We start from the raw sequence: 23165 nt of genomic DNA, 5'->3' as shown, positions 1-23165 counted from the left end.
GCAACTGTATTTCATATTAAGATAATTTTTAGCACTATATACAATTAAGGCTGAACATAATTATATGCTCAGCCTCAACAATCATACACAGTATATCTAAAACATTAAACGCTTAACGCATTTTTGCATTACCTTCTTCTTGGGGCAAAAACCCATCAAGACTCATGCTAGAACCGATGCCTGCGCCCAGTTGTACCGCAAAACGATCCATAAACATTTGGAACGGATCGGTTGGGCTATAGCTGATGATAGTATCAAGATCTAATTGTTTACTGAGGCTTGTGATACTGCCTGTTTTGTCTGCCAGACCTAACTCGATAGATTGCTCACCGGTCCAAAACAGTCCTGAAAACAGTTTGTTTTGCTCAGGGTTTTTCAGGCGATCACCGCGGCCTTCTTTGACGGCATTGATGAAATGCTTGTGCGTATTGGCAAGCACACCTTCAACATGTTTTTCTTCATAGTCAGTCAATGGACGCGACAAGCTCAAGATGTCTTTATACTCACCCGCTGTGATAGTACGATCTTCTACGCCGACTTTGTCCATTAGACCTTTGACATTGTAGCTTGGCATAATGACACCGATAGAACCAACCAAGCTCGATGGATTGACATAGATCTCATCTGCTGCAGAGGCGATATAATAAGCACCTGAAGCACCAATATCACCGATAACGGCATAAAGCTTTTTATCTGGATATTCTTTACGCAGATCCATCATGGTCTGCCAAATTTCATCAGACTGTACTGGTGAGCCACCAGGTGAGTTAATGTCTAACGCCACCGCTTTAGAGTTACTGTTGGCAAAAGCGTCTCTCAATGCCTCATTGACATCGTAAGCGTTGGCCACGTCATCATTACTGATCACACCTTGGAGCTCAACCACTGCCAAATGCGGCGAGCTAGTGTCAACGGCATCCATACCTGTTGGCGAACCACTACATCCGCGGCCTATGGTCAAAAATATCAATAAGATATAACCAAAGGTCAACAGTTTAAAGAAAATACTCCAGCGACGAGCACGGCGCTGCTCAACCACACTAGCTAATAAGGTGTTTTCCAGTACTTTCCACTCTTGTCCGCTCGGCGCGTTTGGTTGCTGCATGGGCGTTGGCTGATTTGCCGAATTATCAGGACGTTTGTTTGGGTCTGGTGGCCAGTTGGGCATATAACTTCCTAAGTCAGAAACAATCTAAAACAATAAAAAGATGATATTGGTAGATACGGCTAAAGATAAATATCTCCTCGCCATGTCAATCATCGGTATTAATAGGCTGCTAAGTATGGTGGTATTTCGATAATGGTTCAATAGTATAACTGTGAAATATCACCATATTGTAACACTGAGAATATAAGCGATATTTTTAAGGGCTCATCGCTTCTGCGTCAACACCGTTGTCGATTATATCCAGCGATAAAGACGCTTCTAAAGGTTTGTCATCGTAGGTGATAATATCATTGATGCTTTGACGACTTATGACGTCAGTCGTCAGCTGTGATGCACTATGACCCAGCCATGTGATATTTTTAAACCTCATGCTGTCGTTATTCGAATCAGCTGAACATAATAATGACCACATCTGCCAAACGCGTGGATGGGTGTCGGTGTCCAAAACAAGCCGTGATTGAGATGAGTTTTTGTGAGCCGTATCTAACTGGTTATCTGCTATTTTCGTTTGAGAGTTTACAGGTAATGACTTTAGCGGATCGACTGCGTTGTATCTTAGAACTTGTATAGGTATGCTGCTATCAATCGCAATTGTACAGTCCCACACGCTGGTATCACCTATCTCACTCCAGCCTGTCATTGCTTGGATGGATAAATCACCACTAGCTACCTGCCATGTTTTGCCTTGCTCGCAACCTTGGGCACTGATATTCGTCTTACCTTTAGACTGAGATGCTATTTTAGATGCTTGCTGAAATGCAGACCAACGCTCAGAGCGCCCAGCTTGCCAATATTGGCTGACAGGCAGCTGCTGATTTAACTGCGCAACTGCCAGCGGTAATAATTCAGAATTTTTGGCACTAACGGCCATACTTTGCTCACTAACATTCAATGTGTCAGTCAGTACGGTGCTACTGCTCTGCACTATGATGCCTTCTAGCTTATCGACTGACAAACTACCCAGTTGCTGCTCTAAAGACGCAGATAGCCTATCCGCTGTAAGACTACTTGGCACGGTCCGTGTTACGGTTGGTCTATGATCAGCTAAAAACAGCCAGCTGGTACTGTCTTTCGCAAGTGAGGATCCATCCTTACTGTTACTAACGCTTTGATCATTTAAAGGGAATTGTAGCAAGGCTGCACTGATATATGGATCACCCGTTGGCAAAATATATAACGTCGACATTGTTATGATTGACTGCTGATTGGCATACACCGTCATCATTAACAGCGTCAGAGGAGGCATTGCCAACCAGCGACTAAGCAGCCCTCTTGGCAAAAGCCAAGGTATTATACTTAACAACACCATGAGCAATATCGCCATATTCACTGGTGTATAAAGCCATGCGTCTGTTAATGCTGGTAATGATGTCAGCCAACCAATCAACTCATGTAGATTGCCGACGATGGCACTGACTAAGGACCAAATGCTGTCGGCTATCGTGGGTGATAATAAGTAAAAAAGCCCTGCTAACAGATTGAGCGGTACAATCACCCACCCAAACAGCCCAATGGCAAATAAATTGACAATAAGTCCCCATAGCGACGCCTTACCGAATAAGAGCAGTGTGATAGGCAATAAAGTCAAAAATAGCCAGAATTGTAGCTTGAATATACGCCGAGCAATGTCGAATAATACATGACTTATATAAGCACGCCCATTATTATCATCATTGTATGGTAGCGGCGCAGCGGCTGTATTGCGCTGATATGATGTGTCTTCGTACTTGAGTAGTAGTGCTACTGCGATGAAAGATAGCCAATACCCTGCCTGCCACAACACATACGGATCTTGCCATGCCATCAAGACCGCTAATGCTAACAACACACGCATGGTACTGATAGGTAGCAATGTCAATCTCACCAAGCCGATAGCCAGTAGCATCCAAGCCGTACGTGCTGCGGGCACATCAAAACCTGTAAATAGCGCATAGATAAAAGCAGCACCAATCATGACCCACCAGCGCACTTGCCAGCGTGGCATATAACGATAAACTACCGGGCACAATCGATTGAATAGCAACACAACGGCGCCGCCCAATACAATGGCTAAAAACAGTACGTGTGTCCCTGATATTGCAAGCAAATGCGAGATACCCGCCAGTTGATACAAATCCTTGGTATCGCGATCAATCAAGCTACGGTCACCTGTGAGCAAACTCAATGTGACAGCTCTGGCCTGCTGCTCAGCCGTGGTCTGTGCTGACCAATCTGTATAAAAATGATCCCTTAATTGCCAACGTCCTGTATCAATACGAGTACGGAATCGCTTGAAGTAAGAGTTAGACGTCGATGCCTGTTGTAAAGCTTCATCGTTACTGCTCTTGTTGATAGTCAACGGACTAACCGCCAGTATATTTGCCACACCATCAATATGTCGACCTCGCAACCAACGATAACTATCAAAACCAGACGGGTTGCTTATTGCTTGCTTGGAGGTAGACAATGGTGCCAGTGCCAAGCTCATAAATAGCTCATCACCTGGTTGCAAATCATTTAAATTTGAGAACGAGCCATCATTTGATGTGTTTTTTGGATAGGCATTGAGCAATACTCGGTATTCGATATGATTATTGAGGTTTTTTTCAAAATTGTCACCATATCTTTTACTTAGGCTATTATTTTTTCCTTCCGAATAATTACTTGTACTATTTGCCAAATCTTGAGGAGTCAACTCAGAAACTAATGGCATTAACTGTGTGACCACTGCTACTTGTCGATAGCCGCTATTTGTACTGGCATCATATACGCTGTCACTTATCCCTTCGATACGAACGAGCGCTTGTACACGTATAGAGTCAGTGATTTTGGTCGTTTCGGCTTGCTGATGTGCAACTAGCGCTTGTAGCGCGCTACCCACGACCAACGCAATGGCTAATAGGCCAAATAAGAAGTATCTGCTAAAAAGTGACAACTTAGCATCATTAGGTGAGCTGACAGAGCGCGTTTTATTGGTACTTTGAGTATTTACTGAAGGGGTGTTAAGTTGCGTAGCATTAAGCAGAATAATAGCAAATACGACAAGCAACCAAAGCAAACCGGAAGCGCTGACCATATCCAATAAAGGCATGTCGATCGGCATCGCCACATTATCTGCAACTGCCAAAACGCCCATCATAGCAATAATTACTAGGCTACCAACTAACCAATACACCAGCACTCCTTGCTTGATGAGCAAAATATTATAATGCAGCTAACGCCAGTTATTGATGATAATAAAGCGCCAGAGCAGGCATTTTTATCGACATTTTAGAAGCGACTGAAGCATCATATCTGTGAGGCAATAGCATTTATATTTATATTACCCTATACTGATGAGGCATATTAAAATGATGGCTTTCTACCATCACCACTCTATGTATTCTCATCGGTATTTTTTTATCCATAATATTACTTTATACCAGCCCATCAATACAATTGAGCGGACTGTCGTTAACGATTAAAGGCGATACTGTGCCCCACAAACGTCTAAAAGACCTGCTTCCTACACCGGAAAAAATCCTAGAAAGTCGCACCCTAAAACTGTTCGCCCCGCATTTGGCAGATCCTCGGTTATGGCACTTCAACCGCCATAGCTTAAATAAAGCGGTCTATATTGGCGTGCTTAGCGCATTTTTTCCACTGCCAGGACAGATGTTGCTGGCTTTGATTGGCTCGCTTATTTTTCGAGCCAATGTACCTATGGCTCTCGGTCTGACGTGGATTACCAATCCAGTCACCAGCTTGCCTATCTTTTATGCTGGGTATTATATCGGTGCAAAAATCATTGATGCACCAGTGATCAGTTTGCGCTTTATCGGCAGAATGATTGCTGATTTTAGCTTATGGGCATTATCAGATGGCGCCAACCCTTTTATTACTTATAAGGGTACTGTATCGCTGGCAGCATTTTGTATAGGGCTAACGATTTTAGCGGTTATAACCAGTATCGTTTGTGGACTTGCCTTTAAAGCGATTTGGCGTTACAAGACGGTCGTGAGTTGGCAAAAACGTCAGCAAAAACCTGATGATAAATCGCCTAAATATTAATACCGTTTAACATCATTAAACGGTATTAATATTAAACAGTATCAACGTCAGCGTCTTAAGCAATAGCTATTACTCTTCTTTGGTTCTTTCTATGGCGTCTATAAGCTTGTCTGTAAAATCTTTATCCATAGAGACGATTTCAATAACCTCGTCGTTTTTACAGAGCGTATAACGCTTACCTGTCGCGCTGTCTTGAACCTTTAAATCATAGTCAACCCCAGCCAAAGTAATGGCGTCAAACACGGGTGTGATGAGATCCTTTTGTTCTTGTCTATCGAGCGTTTCAAACAAGGTTGGATCGATATAGGGCTTTAACGGCTCATCACCTTCTTCAGCACTGCCAAAAGCGGCGATTGGATTGTCATCTGCATTCATTGTACGGAGTCCTATAAAATAGAGATAGCAGCTAATTAATCAAGCTTTTATATCTTTTGCTATGAAATATTTACTTGATAATACAACAATATATTTCGTCAGAACAACCCTTATAAGTGCCAATTCATGACACCTATATTCATCTGAAAATCTCAACACATATAGACGTTAATACTGTTCCCAATGACCATTACGTAGCAACAACTGACGATCAGCAAGAGCCGCTAAGTTGCGATCATGTGTCACCATCAAAAGTGCTGTCTGCATGGTGCTTTGTAGCTCTGACAGCAATCCAAAAACACTTTGCGCATTATCATAATCCAAGTTACCAGTCGGCTCATCCGCCAAAATAAGCGAAGGCTTAGTAACTAGCGCACGTGCAATCGCCACACGCTGACGTTCACCGCCTGATAGCTCACCTGGTCTATGCATCAACCGATGATCCAGACCGACGTTTTCGAGAATCTCAATCGCTTGCTTGCGTGCGTCAGTCGTTGATACTTCTGGACGCATCAATAAAGGCATCGCAACGTTTTCAACTGCGGTAAACTCTGCTAGCAAATGGTGAAACTGATAAATAAAACCCAAATGCTTATTGCGCATCGCGCCGCGTTCGGTCTCATTCATGCTATTTAATAACTGACCATGCAACCAGACTTCACCACTCGTGGGCGTGTCTAGACCACCAAGCAAATGTAGCAAGGTACTTTTTCCTGAACCACTGGTCCCGACAATAGCAATGCGCTCACCAGCATGAACCGTCAGATCGAGGCCCGTCAATACTTGCGTACTAACGGCTCCCTCATCATATATTTTATTGATATTGGTCGCCTTTAAAATGGCAGACATAGCGCTTCCTTTATTTTATTTATGTCGATATTTATGCGATTGAATTACTCATAACGTAGCGTCTGAGCAGGCTGAATCTTAGCCGCTCGGCGTGCTGGATAGATCGTTGCCAAAAAGCTCAATATAAATGAGGCACCTGTAATAAGTACCACGTCGAGCAAACGCAGCTCTGACGGCAAATAATTCACAAAATAAGCATCAAACAGATTCAAATTAAAGACTTGATTAATAAAGCCTAAAATATCACTGACGGTCAGAGCAAATATCACGCCCAGTATCGTACCAGCAACAGTACCGATGACACCGATGACCACGCCTTGCACCATAAAGACTTGGGTAATCAAACGAGGAGACGCACCAAAGGTTTTAAGAATGGCAATATCTGCTTTTTTGTCAGTGACGAGCATCACGAGACTTGAGACAATATTGAAAGCGGCAACTAAGATGATCAAAAACAATAGCAAACCAACCATGGCTTTTTCCATCTGAATCGCACCAAACAGATTGCCGTGCGTCTGCGTCCAATCATTAGGATATAATTGTTCAGGTGCGATGGCTGCCGCTTTTTGTGATGCGATCGGCGCAGTAAAGATATCATTGAGCTTCATACGCACGCCTTGCGCCCCTTCTGGCAGACGCAGCAGTTTTGCTGCATCACCCATCGGGATGAACGCCATCAGACTGTCTACCTCTGGGCTGATGGTAAAAATACCTGTCAAAGTAAAGCGCTTAAATCGTGGTATCACACCAGCTGGCGATGGCGATGCTTCTGGTAGCACTAGCGTCACTTTGTCCCCTATCTGCAAGCCCAGAGACTGAACCATCTCCTCACCCAATACAATGCTAAAGTCACCACTTTGCAAGGTATCAATACTGCCTTCGACCATATGATCATTAATGATAGAGACGTTTTTTTCGTATTCAGGCTCAACGCCAGTCACCATAATCCCTGCGACCTGACCGTTTGATGTCAGCATCCCTTGCAATTGAATAAAGGGTGCGACAGCTGATACTTCTGGATCTTCTTTAATCTTATCAGCCAGCTGCTCCCAATCACCAATAATCTCCGTTGAGACCACGGTGGCTTGCGGCACCATGCCCAAAATACGGGTTTTTAATTCTCGATCAAAACCATTCATGACCGATAGCACCGTAATCAATACGGCAACCCCAAGCGTCAGACCAATCATTGAAATAAGGGATATAAAGGAGATAAAGCCATTACTGCGCTCTGCTCGGGTGTATCGTAAGCCGATAAATAACGCTAAAGGACGAAACATATTCAAACTCTTTATCTTATCTACGTGCGACTTTATATAGGCTACAAAACGAGCAGTGGCAAATGCATCATAAACTGACATTTGCCATACTCACATATAAATCGAACACAAAAACAGGGTTTCAGACGAGCCAAGGACAGCCGTCAAAAGGGAGCTAGTTTGACACAATTTAGCCAATATGTGCCAGTCATTAGCCGATACTGAGAGTATTTTTTACCAAAAAACTGGGTTTTGTTATTATTTTTTATAGAGGCCTTGCTATTAGATGTGTCAATACCTATATATTATATGCTAAAGACAATTGTCATTAACCCTTATTGTGGTTTGTTCACTCTTTGCTGGCAATGTCGCTGACATCATAAACCAGTTATTTGAAATACTGAATGGTAGGTAAGTAACCGTCGTACCACAGTATTAAATACAAACCCCACGCTGACTTAATTTTGAGTATTTTCATGACCATAAATTATCAATATAAAAACATTCAAACTCCTACCAAGATTACACTGACCGACGAGCAGTCTGCAGGTCATGGCGATCATTGGCGTATTTTGACCGATGATATGAGCAATGATGTGCCAGAGTGGCTACAAAAAATGATCGAAGTGGCGGCAATGCCTAAAGGCCTGAACAACAACGTCAGTGCAAAGGACAGCTGTTTGTTGTTATCAGAAGACAAGCCATGCCATATCAATCAAGTACTCGCGATGAAAGACGGTAAGCCTGAGCGATTCATCAACGCTTATCCTTGTGTTGATAGTCCTTATGGGCTTGACTGTAAAATCGAGCGCGTCATCGCCAATGACAACTCACATGATGCAGTGCTACGCTTGCGTACCGCTGATGGCAGCATTATTTATGCTTTTGATCAGCTCTATACGACCAATCGTCATTTGTATCAGCGCGATACGTCTTATTTCGTTAACTTTAGCGCATGGGCGCACGAGATCAAGCTCAGTGAGCAAAACGAAGTCATCATGGTAGAAGACCAAGAGTCTATCCGCTATCACCGTGCGTTTAACGATATCGTCGCGGCTAATGACGGAAAAATTCCAGACGATCTGCAAGAGCAAATCAGTGAATGGAAGCCTGAAACCAAAGAACAAATGGCGCCGGTCGAAATTAACTTAGGTCACATGTGTGCTTATTTATTTGGGGATACTTTGGGGCAAGAGGATGAGGCTTGGTGTCAAGGTCAAGTGCTTGGCAAACAAGAAACGGTATTTAACGGTAAATCTGTCATTTTGTTTGATGTAGTGACATTGCGTGAGCAGGACGCAGATCCCTTTGTCGTACGTATTGGTGCGCTTAATACGCCAGAGACCGCCAGCATTAAAGTGCATGACTATGTGCAAGCCAATGTCTGGTTGCAGGCAGCGATATACAAAGAAAATCAGACAAGTGCAGCACAGCAGTCAAAAGCCAGCTAGTTATTGAATATAACAGCCTATTGTATTACGTGTTGTGCTTAGTTTTTTACACAATAAAAAGCCCCTAATATGAATTAGGGGCTTTTTTACAACTTACTATTGCTTATATTCTACAAACCTTCGATAAAAACGATTAAGCCATAGTCGTCATTGATTTGATACGCTTATACAACTCTTTTTGCTCAGCGCTTGGACGAGCAGTCTGTACTGCCATCAATTGCGACATATCGCCTTCAACGCGAATTTTACCGCTCATGAAAGCACCCATAATTTGGTTGGTGTCAAAATCAGTGATGATAGACTGTAGAATGCTACGATCTAATAATAAAGTCGTCGTGCCATTACTATTTAGACCACGATGTAATAAACCATCGGCAAAGTTGGCTTCGATGTCTTTCTCAGTATCAGATACTTTTAGGTTAACAATCATGTTAGCAAGCGCTGGTGGTAGGTTTAACTCACCTGCTTCACTACCCATCTTCTCCACTTGCTCAAACCATTCATCTGTCAAAAAAACTGCCATATTATTATCCTTAATGGGTGTTTTGTTGGGTTAACGCTACTATTCGACGCATTAACCTGACTAGCAAATTATTAAAATGCTTGTTATTAATAGACCACAAATATGCGGCTATTAAATATGTTCAGGCTCATTATAAGGGGCGACTTGATAAGAAGTAAAACCTATTTGTGCCGCTAGTGATGCAATTGTTACAAAATTCCTTTCGAAGCTCACGCTTGTATTTAGCAACGTTTGTCTTAGTTTGATGCAAACACGCATCTAGAATAGTGACAAAATTGTGTATAAAATAGGTAATTAGCGCAATAATAATAAGTTGCTCGCTAACATTTATACCAAAGAGTTTGTATTTTGCCGCATAGTTCTGATGATATTTAATTAGGATTGCGTTACAATACCCTTAAACAGAGTCGGGAGTTTTAACCAAACATTACATAAACATGTTTTTTGTCAGCCGCCGCTAGCATACATCTATGGTCAGTGCGTTTTTATAGCCCTATAGATATGGGTATCTATCTTCATTAGTACAGATTTTTTCGTAATAATTAAGATACATATTTAGCCTCATAAGATGTTTGATGTTCAAAAACGGCGCGTCTTTTTATTTATCTTGATGATCTATTAACAATCCTACTATCGATTGGCTGTAAGCAAGGTGCACGAAGCGCCTCATTTTATCCATCAGTATCAACTGATATAAAGTCAAAGCCTAAATTGATAGTTAATAAGATTATGGTGATAAAAGGGTCAAAAAACAGTATGTACCGTAGCTATTGTAGGTTTATAAGTTTTTATAATACCTGTAGTGCGGACTGTTGGTTAATTCTGTTGATAATTCGGGCTGTAAAGGAATCATCCAATGAGTTTACAAAACACAGCAGTCGCCCCAGTTGACCGTGAGTACGAAATTACTATCGTAAGATTTTTTACGATCATGGCTGTCGTTTGGGGCATCGTCGGCATGAGTCTTGGTGTGTTCATTGCTTCACAGTTAGCATGGCCAGCACTCAACTTTGACATTCCATGGCTGACCTTTAGTCATTTAAGACCACTGCATACCAATGCGGTGATTTTTGCGTTCGGTGGTTGTGCCTTGTTCGCAACGTCTTATTATATCGTTCAGCGTACCTGCAAGACGCGCCTATTTGCGCCATATTTGGCTTGGTTCACCTTTTGGGGTTGGCAGGCAGTGATTGTTTCTGCTGTTATTACTCTTCCCCTAGGTTTGACGTCAAGTAAAGAATACGCTGAGCTTGAGTGGCCTATCGATATCTTAATTGCTTTGGTATGGATCTCTTATGCCATTGTATTTTTTGGTACACTCATCAAACGCAAAACCTCACATATCTATGTGGCTAACTGGTTCTTTGCCGCCTTCATTATTACGATTGCACTACTACACATCGTAAACAGCATGGCTATCCCTGTTAGTGCGTTCAAATCTTACTCGCTATTTGGCGGTGCAACTGATGCGATGGTGCAGTGGTGGTACGGGCATAACGCGGTAGGTTTTTACTTAACGGCAGCTTTTCTTGGAATGATGTATTACTTCGTTCCGGTACAGATTGGTCGTCCTATCTATTCTTATCGTTTGTCTATCGTTCACTTTTGGGCATTGATTGCTTCATATATGTGGGCTGGTGGTCACCATTTGCATTATTCAGCGCTTCCAGATTGGACGCAGTCATTAGCAATGGTATTCTCCATCATTCTATTTGCACCATCTTGGGGTGGTATGATTAACGGTGTACTCACGCTATCAGGTAGTTGGGATAAACTGCGTACCGATCCGATCATTCGCTTTATGATCGTGGCATTGTCGTTCTACGCGATGTCAACGTTCGAAGGCCCAATGATGTCGATTAAAACAGTGAATGCGCTATCGCATAACACGGATTGGACAATTGGTCATGTACACTCAGGTGCACTTGGCTGGGTTGGTATGATTACGATTGGTTCGCTATATGTGCTGTTACCACGTGTTTATAACAAACCAAAGATGTACTCTATCAGCTTAATCACCACGCATTTTTGGCTTGCGACTGCAGGGACGATTTTCTATATCGTGTCTATGTGGATCTCAGGTATTGGCCAAGGCATGATGTGGCTTGCTACTAACCCAGACGGTACTTTGGTATATAGCTTCGTTGATACTGTTGAATTCTCGCATTTCCCATATATCGGTCGTGCGTTTGGTGGCTTCTTATATGTATCGGGTATGTTTGTTATGGCTTATAACTGCTATAAAACACTCAAGATGCCAGAAGGTAAGCCTGTAGATGTCGCTGATCCAACGGATCATGAACCTAGTGTCGAAAAACCTTCGACAGCTAACGTATAAGGAGCGATCATGGCTGGTACACCGCATGAAATTATTGAAAAAAATACAGGCTTGTTAGTCATTGGTATCGTTATTGCCATTAGTTTTGCAACGCTAGTTGAAATCGTGCCTTTGATTTATAACAACGATAGTCCTGAAGAAGGCGGTTTGAACAAACCCCTTCCCGCTATGGAGCCTTGGACTGCGCTTGAGTTTGAAGGTCGTGATATTTATATCCGTGAAGGATGTCACGTTTGTCATACACAAATGGTTCGCCCACTACGTGCAGAAGTTGAACGTTATGGACCATACTCACGTGCCGCTGAATCGACGTGGGATCACCCATTCTTATGGGGATCGAAACGTACTGGACCAGATTTAGCACGTGTTGGTGGCCGTTATTCTGAAGATTGGCAAAAGCAGCATCTAATCAACCCACGTTCGCTAGTGCCTGAGTCAGTTATGCCTGGCTTCCCTTGGTTGGCCGAGAACGAAGTCGATGGTGAGAACATTCAAGCTAAAATGCGTCTATTCCGTGATCGCTTCGGTGTGCCTTATACTGAAGAAGATATCGAAGGTGCTCCAGATGCTGTACTTGGTGCCACTGAGCTTGATGCTCTGGTTGCCTATTTACAGCAGTTAGGTACCGCAATGGAAGGACAGCGCTAATGGGTATTGGTGAATTACAAACAATTGCGACCGTTTCTGCCTTTATTGCCTTTGTAGGCGTTGCATGGTGGGCGTATTCGCCAAAAAACAAAAAACGCTTCGAAGAAGATGCACAACTTGCGCTTGATGACGAGGATATTAGATCTCTGTCTGAAGAGCAGCGCAATAAGGATAAACGATGACATTTTTTTGGAGTTCTTGGATTACGCTAATCAGTTTTGGTTGTTGGGCGTTCATTCTTGGCGTTCTGCTGTTTGTATTAAAATACAAGCCAGAGGTTGAAGAAGACGGTACCACTGGTCATGAATACGATGGCATCCGAGAATACGACAAACCACTCCCTAAATGGTGGTTGGTGATATTTTTTGGCTCAATCGTCTGGGGTGTGGTTTACTGGGTATTTTTCCCAGCGATGCTTCCGGGAAAGTGGAACGGTCTTGCAACCGTAAAAGTCGATGGTGAAGATGTGCCATGGACCTCTAAGAACGAATTGTTCAGTGAGCTTGAAAGCAATAACAAAGTATTTACAGATAACTTTGAAAAAAGTATCTTGGTCAAAGCGAATGCAGCGGGCGCGACCTCGACACTTGGTACGCTAAACGAATTACAAGCAACCATGCGTCGTAGTGAAAACCCACCAGCAGATTTGCAGACTCAAATCGACGAAAAAGTTGCAGAGCTTGCCCCTTACGTCGAAAAACTGTCTGAAAATCCAAATGCTTTGAAAGTTGGTAGCCGTTTGTTCTTACAGAACTGTGCGGTATGTCATGGCTCTAACGCTAAAGGTGCGACAGGCTACCCTAACCTAACTGATAATGATTGGTTGTATGGTGGCGAAGCCAGTAATATCTTGACTACCTTGCACAACGGTCGTGTTGGCGGTATGCCAGCATGGCGTGATCAGATCGGTGAAGATGGCGTACGTGCAGCATCAGAATACGTGCTGTCACTATCTAGCGATCATGGCAGCAAGAGCAATGGTAAGCTTGACCAGACGTTGGTTAACCAAGGTGAGGCTATCTTCAAGCAGCAATGCGTGTTGTGTCATGGACCAGATGCTAAAGGTATGATTTCAGCGGGTGCACCAAACTTGACTGATAATATCTGGTTGTATGGTGGTGAGCGTGAAACTGTACGTAACACGCTACGTTATGGCCGTGCAGGCGTAATGCCTCAGTGGGAAACGAAGCTAGGTAATGAGCGTATTATGCTGCTTGCTGCTTATATCTACTCACTGTCAGATAAGACTGGCAAATCGCCTGAAGTAGCAATGGCTGCTACAGCTAATCAGCCTGCTGCGACTGAAGAAGCAACTGCTAACTAAGACGCTGTTACTGTATTTTATATGGACGAAATTTAATAAAGGGAGAACTGTCATTGCAGTTCTCCCTTTTTAATATGTTTTTACAGATTCATACTCAACGACTGCTATCAAAAGCGCATATAAGCGCTAGAAATCATTGAGACATATCGATTGCTTTTCATGATTATTACCCCATTATTAGTAGGGAGAATGTTAGAATAGCTATTTCCAAAATAGCTGACGAGTCACGACGTTATAACGTCCTAGCTCGATCTAATAAGCTACTTACAATCGATTATTTAGTAGGTGGATTAGAGTTTTCTTTGTTCAATTCTCTATCCACTATTTACTGACATTGATAACATCGTACACTCATATACCTCAACACGAGAGGTGTTTGTTCATCATGCCAGCAGACTGATTCTTTTTTTAAAGAGGCACGTTTATGTCAGCACAACAACAATCTAATAAAATCCCTGTACAGCAGGTCGATCTTGATGCGACCAAGCAACGCGTACATCCAAGGTTTGTCACGGGTTTTTATCAAAATATTCGTGTTATCACGATGTATGCCCTTTTGGCTGCTTTTTTAATTTTGCCATGGCTGCGCTATAATGATAGACAAGCAATATGGTTTGATGTGCCTTCACAGCATTACTATATTTTTGGCATGACTTTTTTAACCCAAGATTTTTATTTTATTGCAGCATTTGCCATTATTGCAGCGTTTACCTTATTTATGGTAACCGTGTATGCTGGTCGTGTTTGGTGCGGGTATGCCTGCCCACAGACGATTTGGACACATTTATACCAATATGTTGAAAAATGGGTCATCGGTGATCGCAATAAGCGTATGAAGTTTGATAAATCGCCGATGAGTGCGAGTAAAGTTTTCAAACGTACGGTCGTCTATGCGATTTGGTTTTTGCTTTCTGTGGTTACAGCGGCGACTTTTGTCAGCTACGTGGCAGGTACGGACTCGCTATATCATAGCTGGCAGACAGTGGGACTTATTCCTATCCCTGATTGGCCAACATGGGTATGGGTATCGATGTTTATCTTTACTTTTGCCACCTATGCCAATGCAGGTTACATGCGCGAGCAAATGTGTGTACAGATTTGTCCTTATGGCCGTTTTCAAAGTGTGATGTTTGATAAAGACACGCTGATCGTATCGTACGACTATGAGCGTGGTGAGCCGCGCGGTGCCCGAAAAAAAGGCACACATCCTGAAGAGCTGGGTGACTGTATTGAATGTACGATGTGCGTGCAGGTCTGCCCTACTGGTATCGATATTCGTGATGGCTTGCAAGTCGGCTGTATTCAGTGTGCGGCCTGTATTGATGCCTGCAATGAGATCATGGACAAAGTCGGCTATCAGCGTGGTCTGATTCGTTATACAACCGAACGTCAGCTGGTCGAAAAAGAACCAAGCCGTGTGCTGCGTCCGCGACTATTTGCTTATTTGGCTTTGTTAGCTGTGCTATGTGGCGGGGTTATCTATGCGTTGACAGACCGCGTACCGCTAGAGATTGATATACGTCGTGATCGTAACCAGTTATCATCTATCAATACCCAAGGCATGATTGAGAACAGCTATATCGTCAAGCTGACCAACAAAACCCAAGAGCCCCACAATTATAAAATAACGCTCGCACCGCAAGAGGGTTTGAGTTTAGAGCTGCGCTTCAACGATGTACCCTTAGAAGCAGGCGAAAGCTTCGATATGCCTGTCAGTATTTATGGTGATCCTGATGTGATTGAATTCGGTCAAACGCCAGTGACGTTAAATGTGACCAGTGAAGACGGTAAGTACAAAGTCAGTAAGCAAAACGTCTTTACGACTCAAGGTCAGTAGTTCATCACTGAACTGATTATTTAGTTTCCTTTATGTCATTCGGTAGCCAGCGACTTTGAGAGTCAAAGGCTATCGGGTGAATGATTTATGATTAAACTGGCAGCACTTAGCCGTCAAATTGTCCGTTGATACCATTTGTCGATATCTGATAAGCAGATCTTTGATAAATAAGTATCTGATGAATAGGTATTTTATGTCTAATCCAGCACCGAATTTTAAACATCAAGATACTCAGCCATGGTACAAGAATTACATGGTTATGATCTTTGTGATTGGCATGCCAGCTGCGGTCGTGATCGCTTGTATCTGGTTTGTCTACTACTCTTACCAAATCCGCGACAGCGTGGTACGTGACGACTGGTATATGGATGGCAAGACGCTCTATCACGACGTATCACGTGACAAGCTTGCTTATGATTTGGACTTGCATGGCAAAATGCAATTTTCGGATAATGGCGATGTTGTATTTTACCTCAATTATCCTGAGCAAAGTGTGCAGTCAGGCAAGCTATTGAACGGCCAGCCACTTACTTATCCTGATACGCTTGATCTTTCAATCTCGCATGCAACCGACATCAAAAAAGACCGTGACGTCGTACTAAAGCATGTTGAGGGCAATAAATACAGCGCCCAAGTGGATCTTGATTCGGTAAAAGCCAAATATTACCTGCAAGTGAATAACGACGGTAAAGACGATTGGCGTATGCAAGATGTTGCCAAGCTTCCGCGCTCAGAGGTTAGCTTTAAACCTTTACCTGTCTTTGATAAAAGTTAATATTATTAAGCTATACCCTGATATCTACATTCAAAAAAACCAGCCTCTTCTTTATGAATGGCTGGTTTTTTATGGGTTACTCGATCAGTATTCGCTTATGAGACGCTAAATAACTGGGTTAATTGTTGGGATTTTCTGTGGTGTAGTTCTACTTGTTACAGCATTGCCTGATTCTGTTGCATACGGCTTATCGCTAGCAAACTTAGGATTGAACGTTTGCGTCTTTGGTGATACCGGCAAACCAATCTCAGCCAGACTGTCGGTTTGCCCTGATTGAATGTTATCCCCTTCAAATAAACGCTCGTCGTTATCACGATCAAGACTGAGTGTCTCAAAATCAAACAACTCACGATCTGCTAACTGTGATGGCGCTACGTTTTGCATTGCCTTAAAGATAGACGCCAAACGCTGCGGATGAGCGTCATCCCATTCGCGTAGCATGTCATTGATAATGGCACGCTGTAGATTGGTCTGACTGCCACATAAGTTGCAAGGAATGATTGGGAATTCCTTTAATTTGGCGTACTCAATAATGTCTTTTTCTTCGACATACGCCAATGGACGGATCAGCAGGTTTTGCTTGTCATCACTTAAAAGTTTAGGCGGCATTGATTTGAGTGCGCCGCCATGAAATAAATTCAAGAAGAAAGTCGCCAGCATGTCATCGCGATGATGACCCAAGGCGATTTTGGTCGCACCAATCTGCTTAGCAAAACCATATAATGAGCCGCGGCGCAGACGTGAGCACGCTGAGCAATAGGTCTTGCCTTCTGGTACCACACTTTTGACAATACTATATGTGTCTTTTTCCAAGATATAATGGGCAATACCTTGCTCATTAAGATAAGCAGGCAAAATATCTTCAGGGTAACCGGGCTGCTTTTGATCAAGATTGACCGCGACGATATCGAAATGAATGGGAGCAATACGTTTTAGTAGGAGCAAAATATCCAGCAAGGTATAGCTGTCTTTACCGCCCGAGACACAGACCATCACCACATCGCCGTCTTCGATCATATTAAAATCACGAATGGCCCAAGAGACTTGGCGACGAAGCTTTTTTTGTAGCTTACGAAAAGCCGCAGATTCAGTAGGTGACTGTGAGTCAGTAGATTGTTCAGCAACGATATCCTCATTGCTGCCCTCTTCAGCATCGGCCTCTAAAACATAACGATTAAAGTCTGCTTCATTAGATATATTGTCAGAGTGAGAAGGGAGGTTTGGCGTAAATAAGGTTGCTGCGGTCATAAGTTACTCAATATCTTTATAAGGATGATTTTACTATAAAGCGATTTGCGATAAAGCACGATCAATGAGGTAGGGTTATCGATGCTTTAAAAGCGGCAATTATAACAAATATTGCTAACAGATTGAAAAGATGACAGTAATACGCACTTTATTTTTATTGCAATGCTACTTAGTATGGCTTTGTCACTTTAGTGACGCGCGATTGGTCGCTTCGTGGTTCTGTAATAGCCGTATTTTTGCTAAAATAGCCGTTTTCGTAAACCAATAATAGATACCACTATGACTAACGTTACTTTGCAGAATAACTCGGCCAACCAAGCGTCCGATACTGAATTAGATACTCTCAATAAAAATCAAAACGCCGTTGTACTTTTATCAGGTGGCCTCGATTCGGTGACGTGTTTGTATTGGGCAAAAGCGCGCTATGCCTCTGTGACAGCGGTTAGCTTCAACTATGGTCAGCGTCACAATAGTGAGCTTGTCGCAGCAAAGACTATCGCTGAGACAGCAGGCGTCAATCATAGAATCATTGATATTGATATCGCTCAGCTTGGTGGCTCTTCATTGACAGACCACAGTATGATTGTACCAGACGGCGATTCGGACAAATTCCCTAGCAAGAAGCGGGATGAGATCGATAACGATGCCATTCCAAATACTTATGTGCCTGCGCGCAATACGATATTTTTGTCTTATGCACTAGCCGTTGCAGAAGTGGCCGATGCCAACCACATCGTCATTGGGGTCAGCTCAGTTGACTACTCTGGCTATCCTGATTGCCGTCCAGAATACATAGCAGCATTTGAGCACATGGCCAACCTTGCCACAAAAGCGGGCGTTACCGGCCACCGCCTATCAATCCAAACGCCATTGCAACAGCTGTCTAAAGCACAGACTATTGAGCTTGGCCTATCATTAGGCGTGGACTATGGACAGACGATTTCTTGTTATCGTGCCGATGCAAACGGTCTCGCTTGCGGTGTTTGTGATAGCTGTGCATTACGTCGTCAGGGCTTTGCTCAAGCTGGCGTCACTGACCCTACTCATTACCAAGCTGGATAGAAATACTAACTTTTTGTCAAACAGCGGCATCAATCAACATTAGCGAAACATTCGCTTGCATTAACACAGCACGTCGACATTGTATTTTAATCAATATACTTGCTATGGTATGGACAATTATCTCTGCCACCAGATATATTTTTCATTAGATATCAATAATCGCAACAGTCACCTGTATATTAATGAATTGGCTGTGCATTGGTTACAAGATCTACAAAATTGATACTACCTGTAAGAGGAAATTTATGAAGTTATTGCCATTATTACCCCTAGCCTTAGCGGCCGTATTTGCAATGCCACAAGCGAATGCTACTGATATTAAGCAAAGTAATATCAACTCATGTGTCAATGGCGCAGTCAAATATAAAGTTGCTGACAAGGGCGACGCTACCAAATTATGTAATTGTACCATCGGTGTCCGTAGCAATATGACGATTGGTCAAATGTGGGAAATCGAAAGCTACGCAAAAGACAAAAAAGACCCTTCAAGCTTGCCATACGTCAAGACCATGCAAAAAGACTTGCAGCAGTGCACAGTCGGTTTAGACTTGAAGCAGCCGCAAAAACCTGCTTAATTACTATTCGTGTGATATACAAAAGACTGGCCATTGCCAGTCTTTTTTGTTGCCAATGAATGAGCAAAGTGTAAAACTGATTATTTATTGCTACCAATCTGCCTATAATAAGAAGACGATAAATAGAACCCTATCTACACCATCAAAAAACCAATATACATAACCAAAATTAATAAGGATTTTACAATGGCAAAGCCAACAACAGAAACCATTAGCCTACCCGACTTTCCAGTGACCATTGTACGCAAACTTGCCGGAAATTTTATCCATGATGAAATCAGTCTCAAAGAGATGGTTGCCAATACCGATAAAGGTCTTATTCTCTATTTTTATCCCAAAGACAACACACCAGGCTGCACCACGCAAGCGACAGAGTTCACGGCGCATATCCACGACTTTGACGATTTAGGATATGATATCGTTGGCGTCTCTCGTGATAGCGTTGAATCCCACGAAAAATTCATCGATAAATATGACTTGCAGATTCCACTTGTGAGTGATGCCGACGAAAAGCTATGCCAGTATTTTGAAGTCATTAAAGAGAAAAACATGTACGGCAACATTACTTTGGGGCTAGTACGCTCGGCATTTGTGTTTGATAAAGAGGGCGAGCTGACTCACGCACAGCGTAACCTACGTGCCAAAGATTACACCAGTCGCTTGCTAACCATATTGGCACCATAATCTACACAATAGACTAGGTTAGATTGCTCACCATAAAAATGCTAAAAGAGCGCATACACAAGTCTGAGCTGATAACTGGAAATATCACTATCACCCTTCCTTACTAGAGAATAATATGAATAAACAGTCTGGTACTACTGCTGATAATACACCGCATGAAGTCACACGCAAAGTATCTGTTGCCATTATTGGCGCAGGTACTGCAGGTCAGAATGCCTTTCGCCAAGCAAGTAAAATCAAAGACGATGTCGTCATTATCAACGAAGGGTTTTGGACAACAACCTGTATCGCTGTCGGCTGTATGCCTAGCAAACTACTGATTGCAGCGGCAGATCGTGCACATGATGCCAATCATTCGGCTGAGTTTGGTATTCATGCAACTGCGCAAATAGATGGCAAACAGGTGATGCAGCGTGTACGTGATGAGCGCAGTCATTTTTCTAGCTATATCAAAAAACAAGTAGATAGCTGGCCCGATCACAAAAAAATCGATGGGCGTGCTCATATTAACGAGGAGGGGTTAATCGAAGTCAATGATGAGCGCATTGCGGCGGAACAAATTATTGTAGCGACAGGTAGCTCACCGTCTATACCGGATGGTTGGGCGGATAAACTTGGTGACACAATGCTCACCTCTGATAGTGTGTTTGAGCTTACAGATTTACCCAACTCTATGGCAGTGGTAGGTGCAGGCGCCATTGGTCTAGAGCTTGCCCAAGCATTTACGCGTTTGGGCGTAGAGGTGACTCTATTTAACCGAGTCAAACGAGTGGCTGGCCTAAAAGATGATGACATCAACGACAAAGCAATCGACTGCTTAAGTAATGAGCTGACCATGCATTTGGGCAGTAAAATCACTGATGTCGGCATAAAGGCTGATGCAGGTAGCGATAGTGCATTTATTGAATACGAAGATAGTGCTGGTGCATCGCAGCAGTGGCAAGGTGAGTGTGTGTTAGTCGCTACTGGCCGCCGCAACAATATCAAACAGCTTGGCATCGAAAATCTAGGCGTTGAACTCGATGACAAAAACCGTCCGAAAAACTTAAGTAAAAAGACGGGCCAGATTGGTGATTCAGATATTTATATCGTTGGTGATGCCAATGCTCACATTCCTCTACTGCACGTAGCGAGTGATGAGGGCTATAGTGCTGGTAACATGGTCTGTGAAAATACAGAAGATGCCTATATCCGTCCTCCAGCTACTCCTTTTTCTATCGTATTTTGCTCGCCGCAAATCGTTAATGTCGGTATGTCTCTACCCGAGATCCAAGAAGACCCTGAGTTAGAGTTTGTGATTGGTAGCGTAAGTTTTGATAACCAAGGGCGTAGCCGTGTGATGGGCGTGAATTGTGGTCTGCTACATATCTATGGCTGCAAAAAAACCGACCGAATATTAGGCGCGAGCATGGTGGGCCCTGATGCTGAATACATCGGTCATATATTGGCCACAGCGATTACCAATGACTTGAGTATTAAAGACATGCTCGATACGCCTTTTTATCACCCTACGATATTAGAAGGACTGCGTACGGCATTACGTGATGTGCAAGACAAAATGGAAATACCCTATCAATCTCAGGACGCTCAGGAAGACAATTTTTAATTTACAGTTAAGCCTTGCTCTAAAAAATAGAGTTAGGCTTAGTCATCACTCATGCTATATTTGATTGACTAGATAACTTGAGGTGACGTGTGACCAGACACCTCATTTATCAAACCTTGTATAAACACACCCTGCATGGACGAAAAAATGCCAATCGCTAGTGTTACCGACTTTTTTAAAGAAATCATTCGTGACCTGCATACTAGCCTCTACCTTGCGCTTGGCGGATCTATAGACGAAGAGTCGCTCAATTGGTCTTCTCAAGCAGTAGAGCTTGCCAGTACTGGCATAAAGATCCTAATACTGCTTGCGGTGTTGGGATTTTTTTATTGGTTGGCCAATTATATTCTCAAGCAAAGCAGAGCCAAAATTCGTTTAAATGATCGCCGCACCAAGATTGCCCGCTCAACGCTACGTTACGTTTGGATTGTCGCCAGTCTGATAGCGATCATGAGTCAGATAAATTTTGAACCAGAAACCATCAAGGCGACAGCGAAAGCAAGTACGTGGGCTGGTATCTACTACGTACTATGGGCGTCGTCTGGTCAGATTATTCATAAAGTCCTACAGCATTATGGACTCAACGCCTCGATAGAGCAGCTACTCAAAAATATCTTGTCGGTGCTCCTATTGGTACTTGGGCTTGCCAGCGTGATGGCACAATTTGGTTTTGATATCGTATCGTTAGTTGCAGGTTTGGGTATTGTCGGCTTAGCTGTCGGTTTCGCTGCTCAATCGACGCTTGCCAACTTTATCGCCGGTATCACCATTTTGCTGGAGCAGTCCTTTCAAGTTGGGGACTGGATTCATATCAACGATAATGAGGGGCGCGTGGTGCTTATTGCTTTACGCACTACCCATATCCTAACTCGAGACAATATTACTGTTATTATTCCAAACTCTAATGTCGCCTCCTCAGAAGTGATTAACTTAACCTCCAAAAACTTTATACGTTTTGATATTCGTGTCCGTATTGCCTTTGAAGATGATATCGAAACGGCGCGCAAAGAGATTTTGCAAGTACTCAGCAATACCGATGCAGTACTCAATCGTCCTGAGACTTCAGCGACCGTCGCCGAAATTGGGGAGTATGGCGTATTTTTTATCGTGCGTTTTTGGGTCAAGCCAGCAGCCGTGGCACGTATACCCAAAATCAAAGAAGTGCTACAAGAAGAGATAAAAATTGCCTTTGATGCGGCCAATATCTCGACGCCCTATCCACATATGCGCCTGCTTATGCCAAAAGACGTCGACTACCCTATCGCTACTAAACCTTTTGCAACCACCACTCAAGTTGTATCAGGAAAGGCATCATTGGCAAAGGGTGAGTAGCTGACTTATTTTCATGTATTTCGCTATCGCACCTCAAACTTGTCGCACCTATTGCACCTTAAACATTGCCACTTTGAACCAT

The 23165-nt window shown here is 43.1% G+C and carries 20 protein-coding genes; 13 read left to right on the top strand and 7 right to left on the bottom strand.

Features of this window, described 5'->3' with window-relative positions:
• Positions 1 to 112: 112 nt before the first annotated feature.
• Together sppA and ACTXGK_RS20295 are read right to left on the bottom strand one after the other, a co-directional pair.
• Positions 113 to 1168 carry a signal peptide peptidase SppA gene (gene sppA / locus ACTXGK_RS20300; protein ID WP_058024772.1) on the bottom strand — a complete coding sequence of 352 codons (1056 nt, stop codon included), beginning with the start codon at positions 1166 to 1168 and terminating at the stop codon, positions 113 to 115.
• Between the two features lie 196 nt (positions 1169 to 1364).
• Positions 1365 to 4322: a ComEC/Rec2 family competence protein gene (locus ACTXGK_RS20295; RefSeq protein WP_443516660.1), complete on the bottom strand. Its 2958-nt coding sequence runs from the start codon at positions 4320 to 4322 to the stop codon at positions 1365 to 1367.
• Positions 4323 to 4621: 299 nt separating this feature from the next.
• Here ACTXGK_RS20295 and ACTXGK_RS20290 point away from each other — a divergent pair, with 299 nt between their 5' ends.
• Complete coding sequence (locus ACTXGK_RS20290; RefSeq protein WP_227675659.1) at positions 4622 to 5197, top strand: DUF2062 domain-containing protein; 576 nt, start codon at positions 4622 to 4624, stop codon at positions 5195 to 5197.
• 69 nt (positions 5198 to 5266) lie between these two features.
• Here ACTXGK_RS20290 and ACTXGK_RS20285 read toward each other — a convergent pair whose 3' ends face one another.
• From ACTXGK_RS20285 to ACTXGK_RS20275, 3 genes are all read right to left on the bottom strand, one after another.
• Positions 5267 to 5572: a hypothetical protein gene (locus ACTXGK_RS20285; RefSeq protein ID WP_443516658.1), complete on the bottom strand. Its 306-nt coding sequence runs from the start codon at positions 5570 to 5572 to the stop codon at positions 5267 to 5269.
• 168 nt (positions 5573 to 5740) lie between these two features.
• Positions 5741 to 6421 carry a lipoprotein-releasing ABC transporter ATP-binding protein LolD gene (gene lolD / locus ACTXGK_RS20280; RefSeq protein ID WP_058024770.1) on the bottom strand — a complete coding sequence of 227 codons (681 nt, stop codon included), beginning with the start codon at positions 6419 to 6421 and terminating at the stop codon, positions 5741 to 5743.
• Between the two features lie 44 nt (positions 6422 to 6465).
• Positions 6466 to 7701, bottom strand: coding sequence for a lipoprotein-releasing ABC transporter permease subunit (locus ACTXGK_RS20275; protein WP_201598301.1), 1236 nt, complete (start codon positions 7699 to 7701; stop codon positions 6466 to 6468).
• A 455-nt stretch (positions 7702 to 8156) separates the two neighbouring features.
• Between ACTXGK_RS20275 and ACTXGK_RS20270 the strand changes: the two genes are divergently transcribed.
• A complete protein-coding gene (locus tag ACTXGK_RS20270) occupies positions 8157 to 9131 on the top strand; it encodes a hypothetical protein (protein ID WP_443516655.1) in 975 nt (324 codons plus the stop codon).
• 133 nt (positions 9132 to 9264) lie between these two features.
• On the opposite strand, the gene ACTXGK_RS20265 is transcribed toward ACTXGK_RS20270, so the two are convergent.
• On the bottom strand, positions 9265 to 9654 hold the full coding sequence (locus ACTXGK_RS20265; protein WP_238036986.1) for an SCP-2 sterol transfer family protein: 390 nt from the start codon (positions 9652 to 9654) through the stop codon (positions 9265 to 9267).
• A gap of 856 nt (positions 9655 to 10510) precedes the next feature.
• Between ACTXGK_RS20265 and ccoN the strand changes: the two genes are divergently transcribed.
• The 6 genes from ccoN to ACTXGK_RS20235 all read left to right on the top strand — a co-directional run bounded on the left by ccoN (position 10511) and on the right by ACTXGK_RS20235 (position 16576).
• A complete protein-coding gene (ccoN, locus tag ACTXGK_RS20260) occupies positions 10511 to 11992 on the top strand; it encodes a cytochrome-c oxidase, cbb3-type subunit I (RefSeq protein ID WP_443516654.1) in 1482 nt (493 codons plus the stop codon).
• 9 nt (positions 11993 to 12001) lie between these two features.
• Positions 12002 to 12640 carry a cytochrome-c oxidase, cbb3-type subunit II gene (ccoO, locus tag ACTXGK_RS20255; RefSeq protein ID WP_071001898.1) on the top strand — a complete coding sequence of 213 codons (639 nt, stop codon included), beginning with the start codon at positions 12002 to 12004 and terminating at the stop codon, positions 12638 to 12640.
• Positions 12640 to 12822 (top strand): cbb3-type cytochrome oxidase subunit 3, encoded by a 183-nt coding sequence (locus ACTXGK_RS20250; RefSeq protein WP_201598314.1) that lies wholly within the window; start codon positions 12640 to 12642, stop codon positions 12820 to 12822. The genes ccoO and ACTXGK_RS20250 overlap by 1 nt, the downstream gene beginning before the upstream one ends.
• Positions 12819 to 13964 carry a cytochrome-c oxidase, cbb3-type subunit III gene (gene ccoP, locus ACTXGK_RS20245; protein ID WP_443516651.1) on the top strand — a complete coding sequence of 382 codons (1146 nt, stop codon included), beginning with the start codon at positions 12819 to 12821 and terminating at the stop codon, positions 13962 to 13964. Before ACTXGK_RS20250 ends, ccoP begins: the two co-directional genes overlap by 4 nt.
• Before the next feature lie 424 nt (positions 13965 to 14388).
• Complete coding sequence (gene ccoG, locus ACTXGK_RS20240) at positions 14389 to 15801, top strand: cytochrome c oxidase accessory protein CcoG (protein WP_443516650.1); 1413 nt, start codon at positions 14389 to 14391, stop codon at positions 15799 to 15801.
• Between the two features lie 193 nt (positions 15802 to 15994).
• Positions 15995 to 16576, top strand: a complete 582-nt coding sequence (locus ACTXGK_RS20235; RefSeq protein WP_443516648.1) for a FixH family protein — start codon at positions 15995 to 15997, stop codon at positions 16574 to 16576.
• A gap of 105 nt (positions 16577 to 16681) precedes the next feature.
• Here ACTXGK_RS20235 and ttcA read toward each other — a convergent pair whose 3' ends face one another.
• Positions 16682 to 17824 (bottom strand): tRNA 2-thiocytidine(32) synthetase TtcA, encoded by a 1143-nt coding sequence (gene ttcA, locus ACTXGK_RS20230; protein WP_443516647.1) that lies wholly within the window; start codon positions 17822 to 17824, stop codon positions 16682 to 16684.
• Between the two features lie 279 nt (positions 17825 to 18103).
• Here ttcA and queC point away from each other — a divergent pair, with 279 nt between their 5' ends.
• From queC to ACTXGK_RS20205, 5 genes are all read left to right on the top strand, one after another.
• A complete protein-coding gene (queC, locus tag ACTXGK_RS20225) occupies positions 18104 to 18886 on the top strand; it encodes a 7-cyano-7-deazaguanine synthase QueC (RefSeq protein WP_443516646.1) in 783 nt (260 codons plus the stop codon).
• Positions 18887 to 19131: 245 nt separating this feature from the next.
• Positions 19132 to 19461 (top strand): hypothetical protein, encoded by a 330-nt coding sequence (locus ACTXGK_RS20220; protein ID WP_201598334.1) that lies wholly within the window; start codon positions 19132 to 19134, stop codon positions 19459 to 19461.
• A 186-nt stretch (positions 19462 to 19647) separates the two neighbouring features.
• Positions 19648 to 20145 (top strand): peroxiredoxin, encoded by a 498-nt coding sequence (locus ACTXGK_RS20215; protein WP_443516643.1) that lies wholly within the window; start codon positions 19648 to 19650, stop codon positions 20143 to 20145.
• 115 nt (positions 20146 to 20260) lie between these two features.
• Positions 20261 to 21751: a dihydrolipoyl dehydrogenase gene (locus ACTXGK_RS20210; protein WP_443516641.1), complete on the top strand. Its 1491-nt coding sequence runs from the start codon at positions 20261 to 20263 to the stop codon at positions 21749 to 21751.
• A gap of 147 nt (positions 21752 to 21898) precedes the next feature.
• A complete protein-coding gene (locus ACTXGK_RS20205) occupies positions 21899 to 23083 on the top strand; it encodes a mechanosensitive ion channel family protein (RefSeq protein WP_371532446.1) in 1185 nt (394 codons plus the stop codon).
• Positions 23084 to 23165: the final 82 nt, after the last annotated feature.

Source organism: Psychrobacter sp. T6-5 (assembly GCF_052258485.2).
Lineage (GTDB): Bacteria > Pseudomonadota > Gammaproteobacteria > Pseudomonadales > Moraxellaceae > Psychrobacter.
This window is presented reverse-complemented; position numbering and strand designations above follow the sequence as displayed.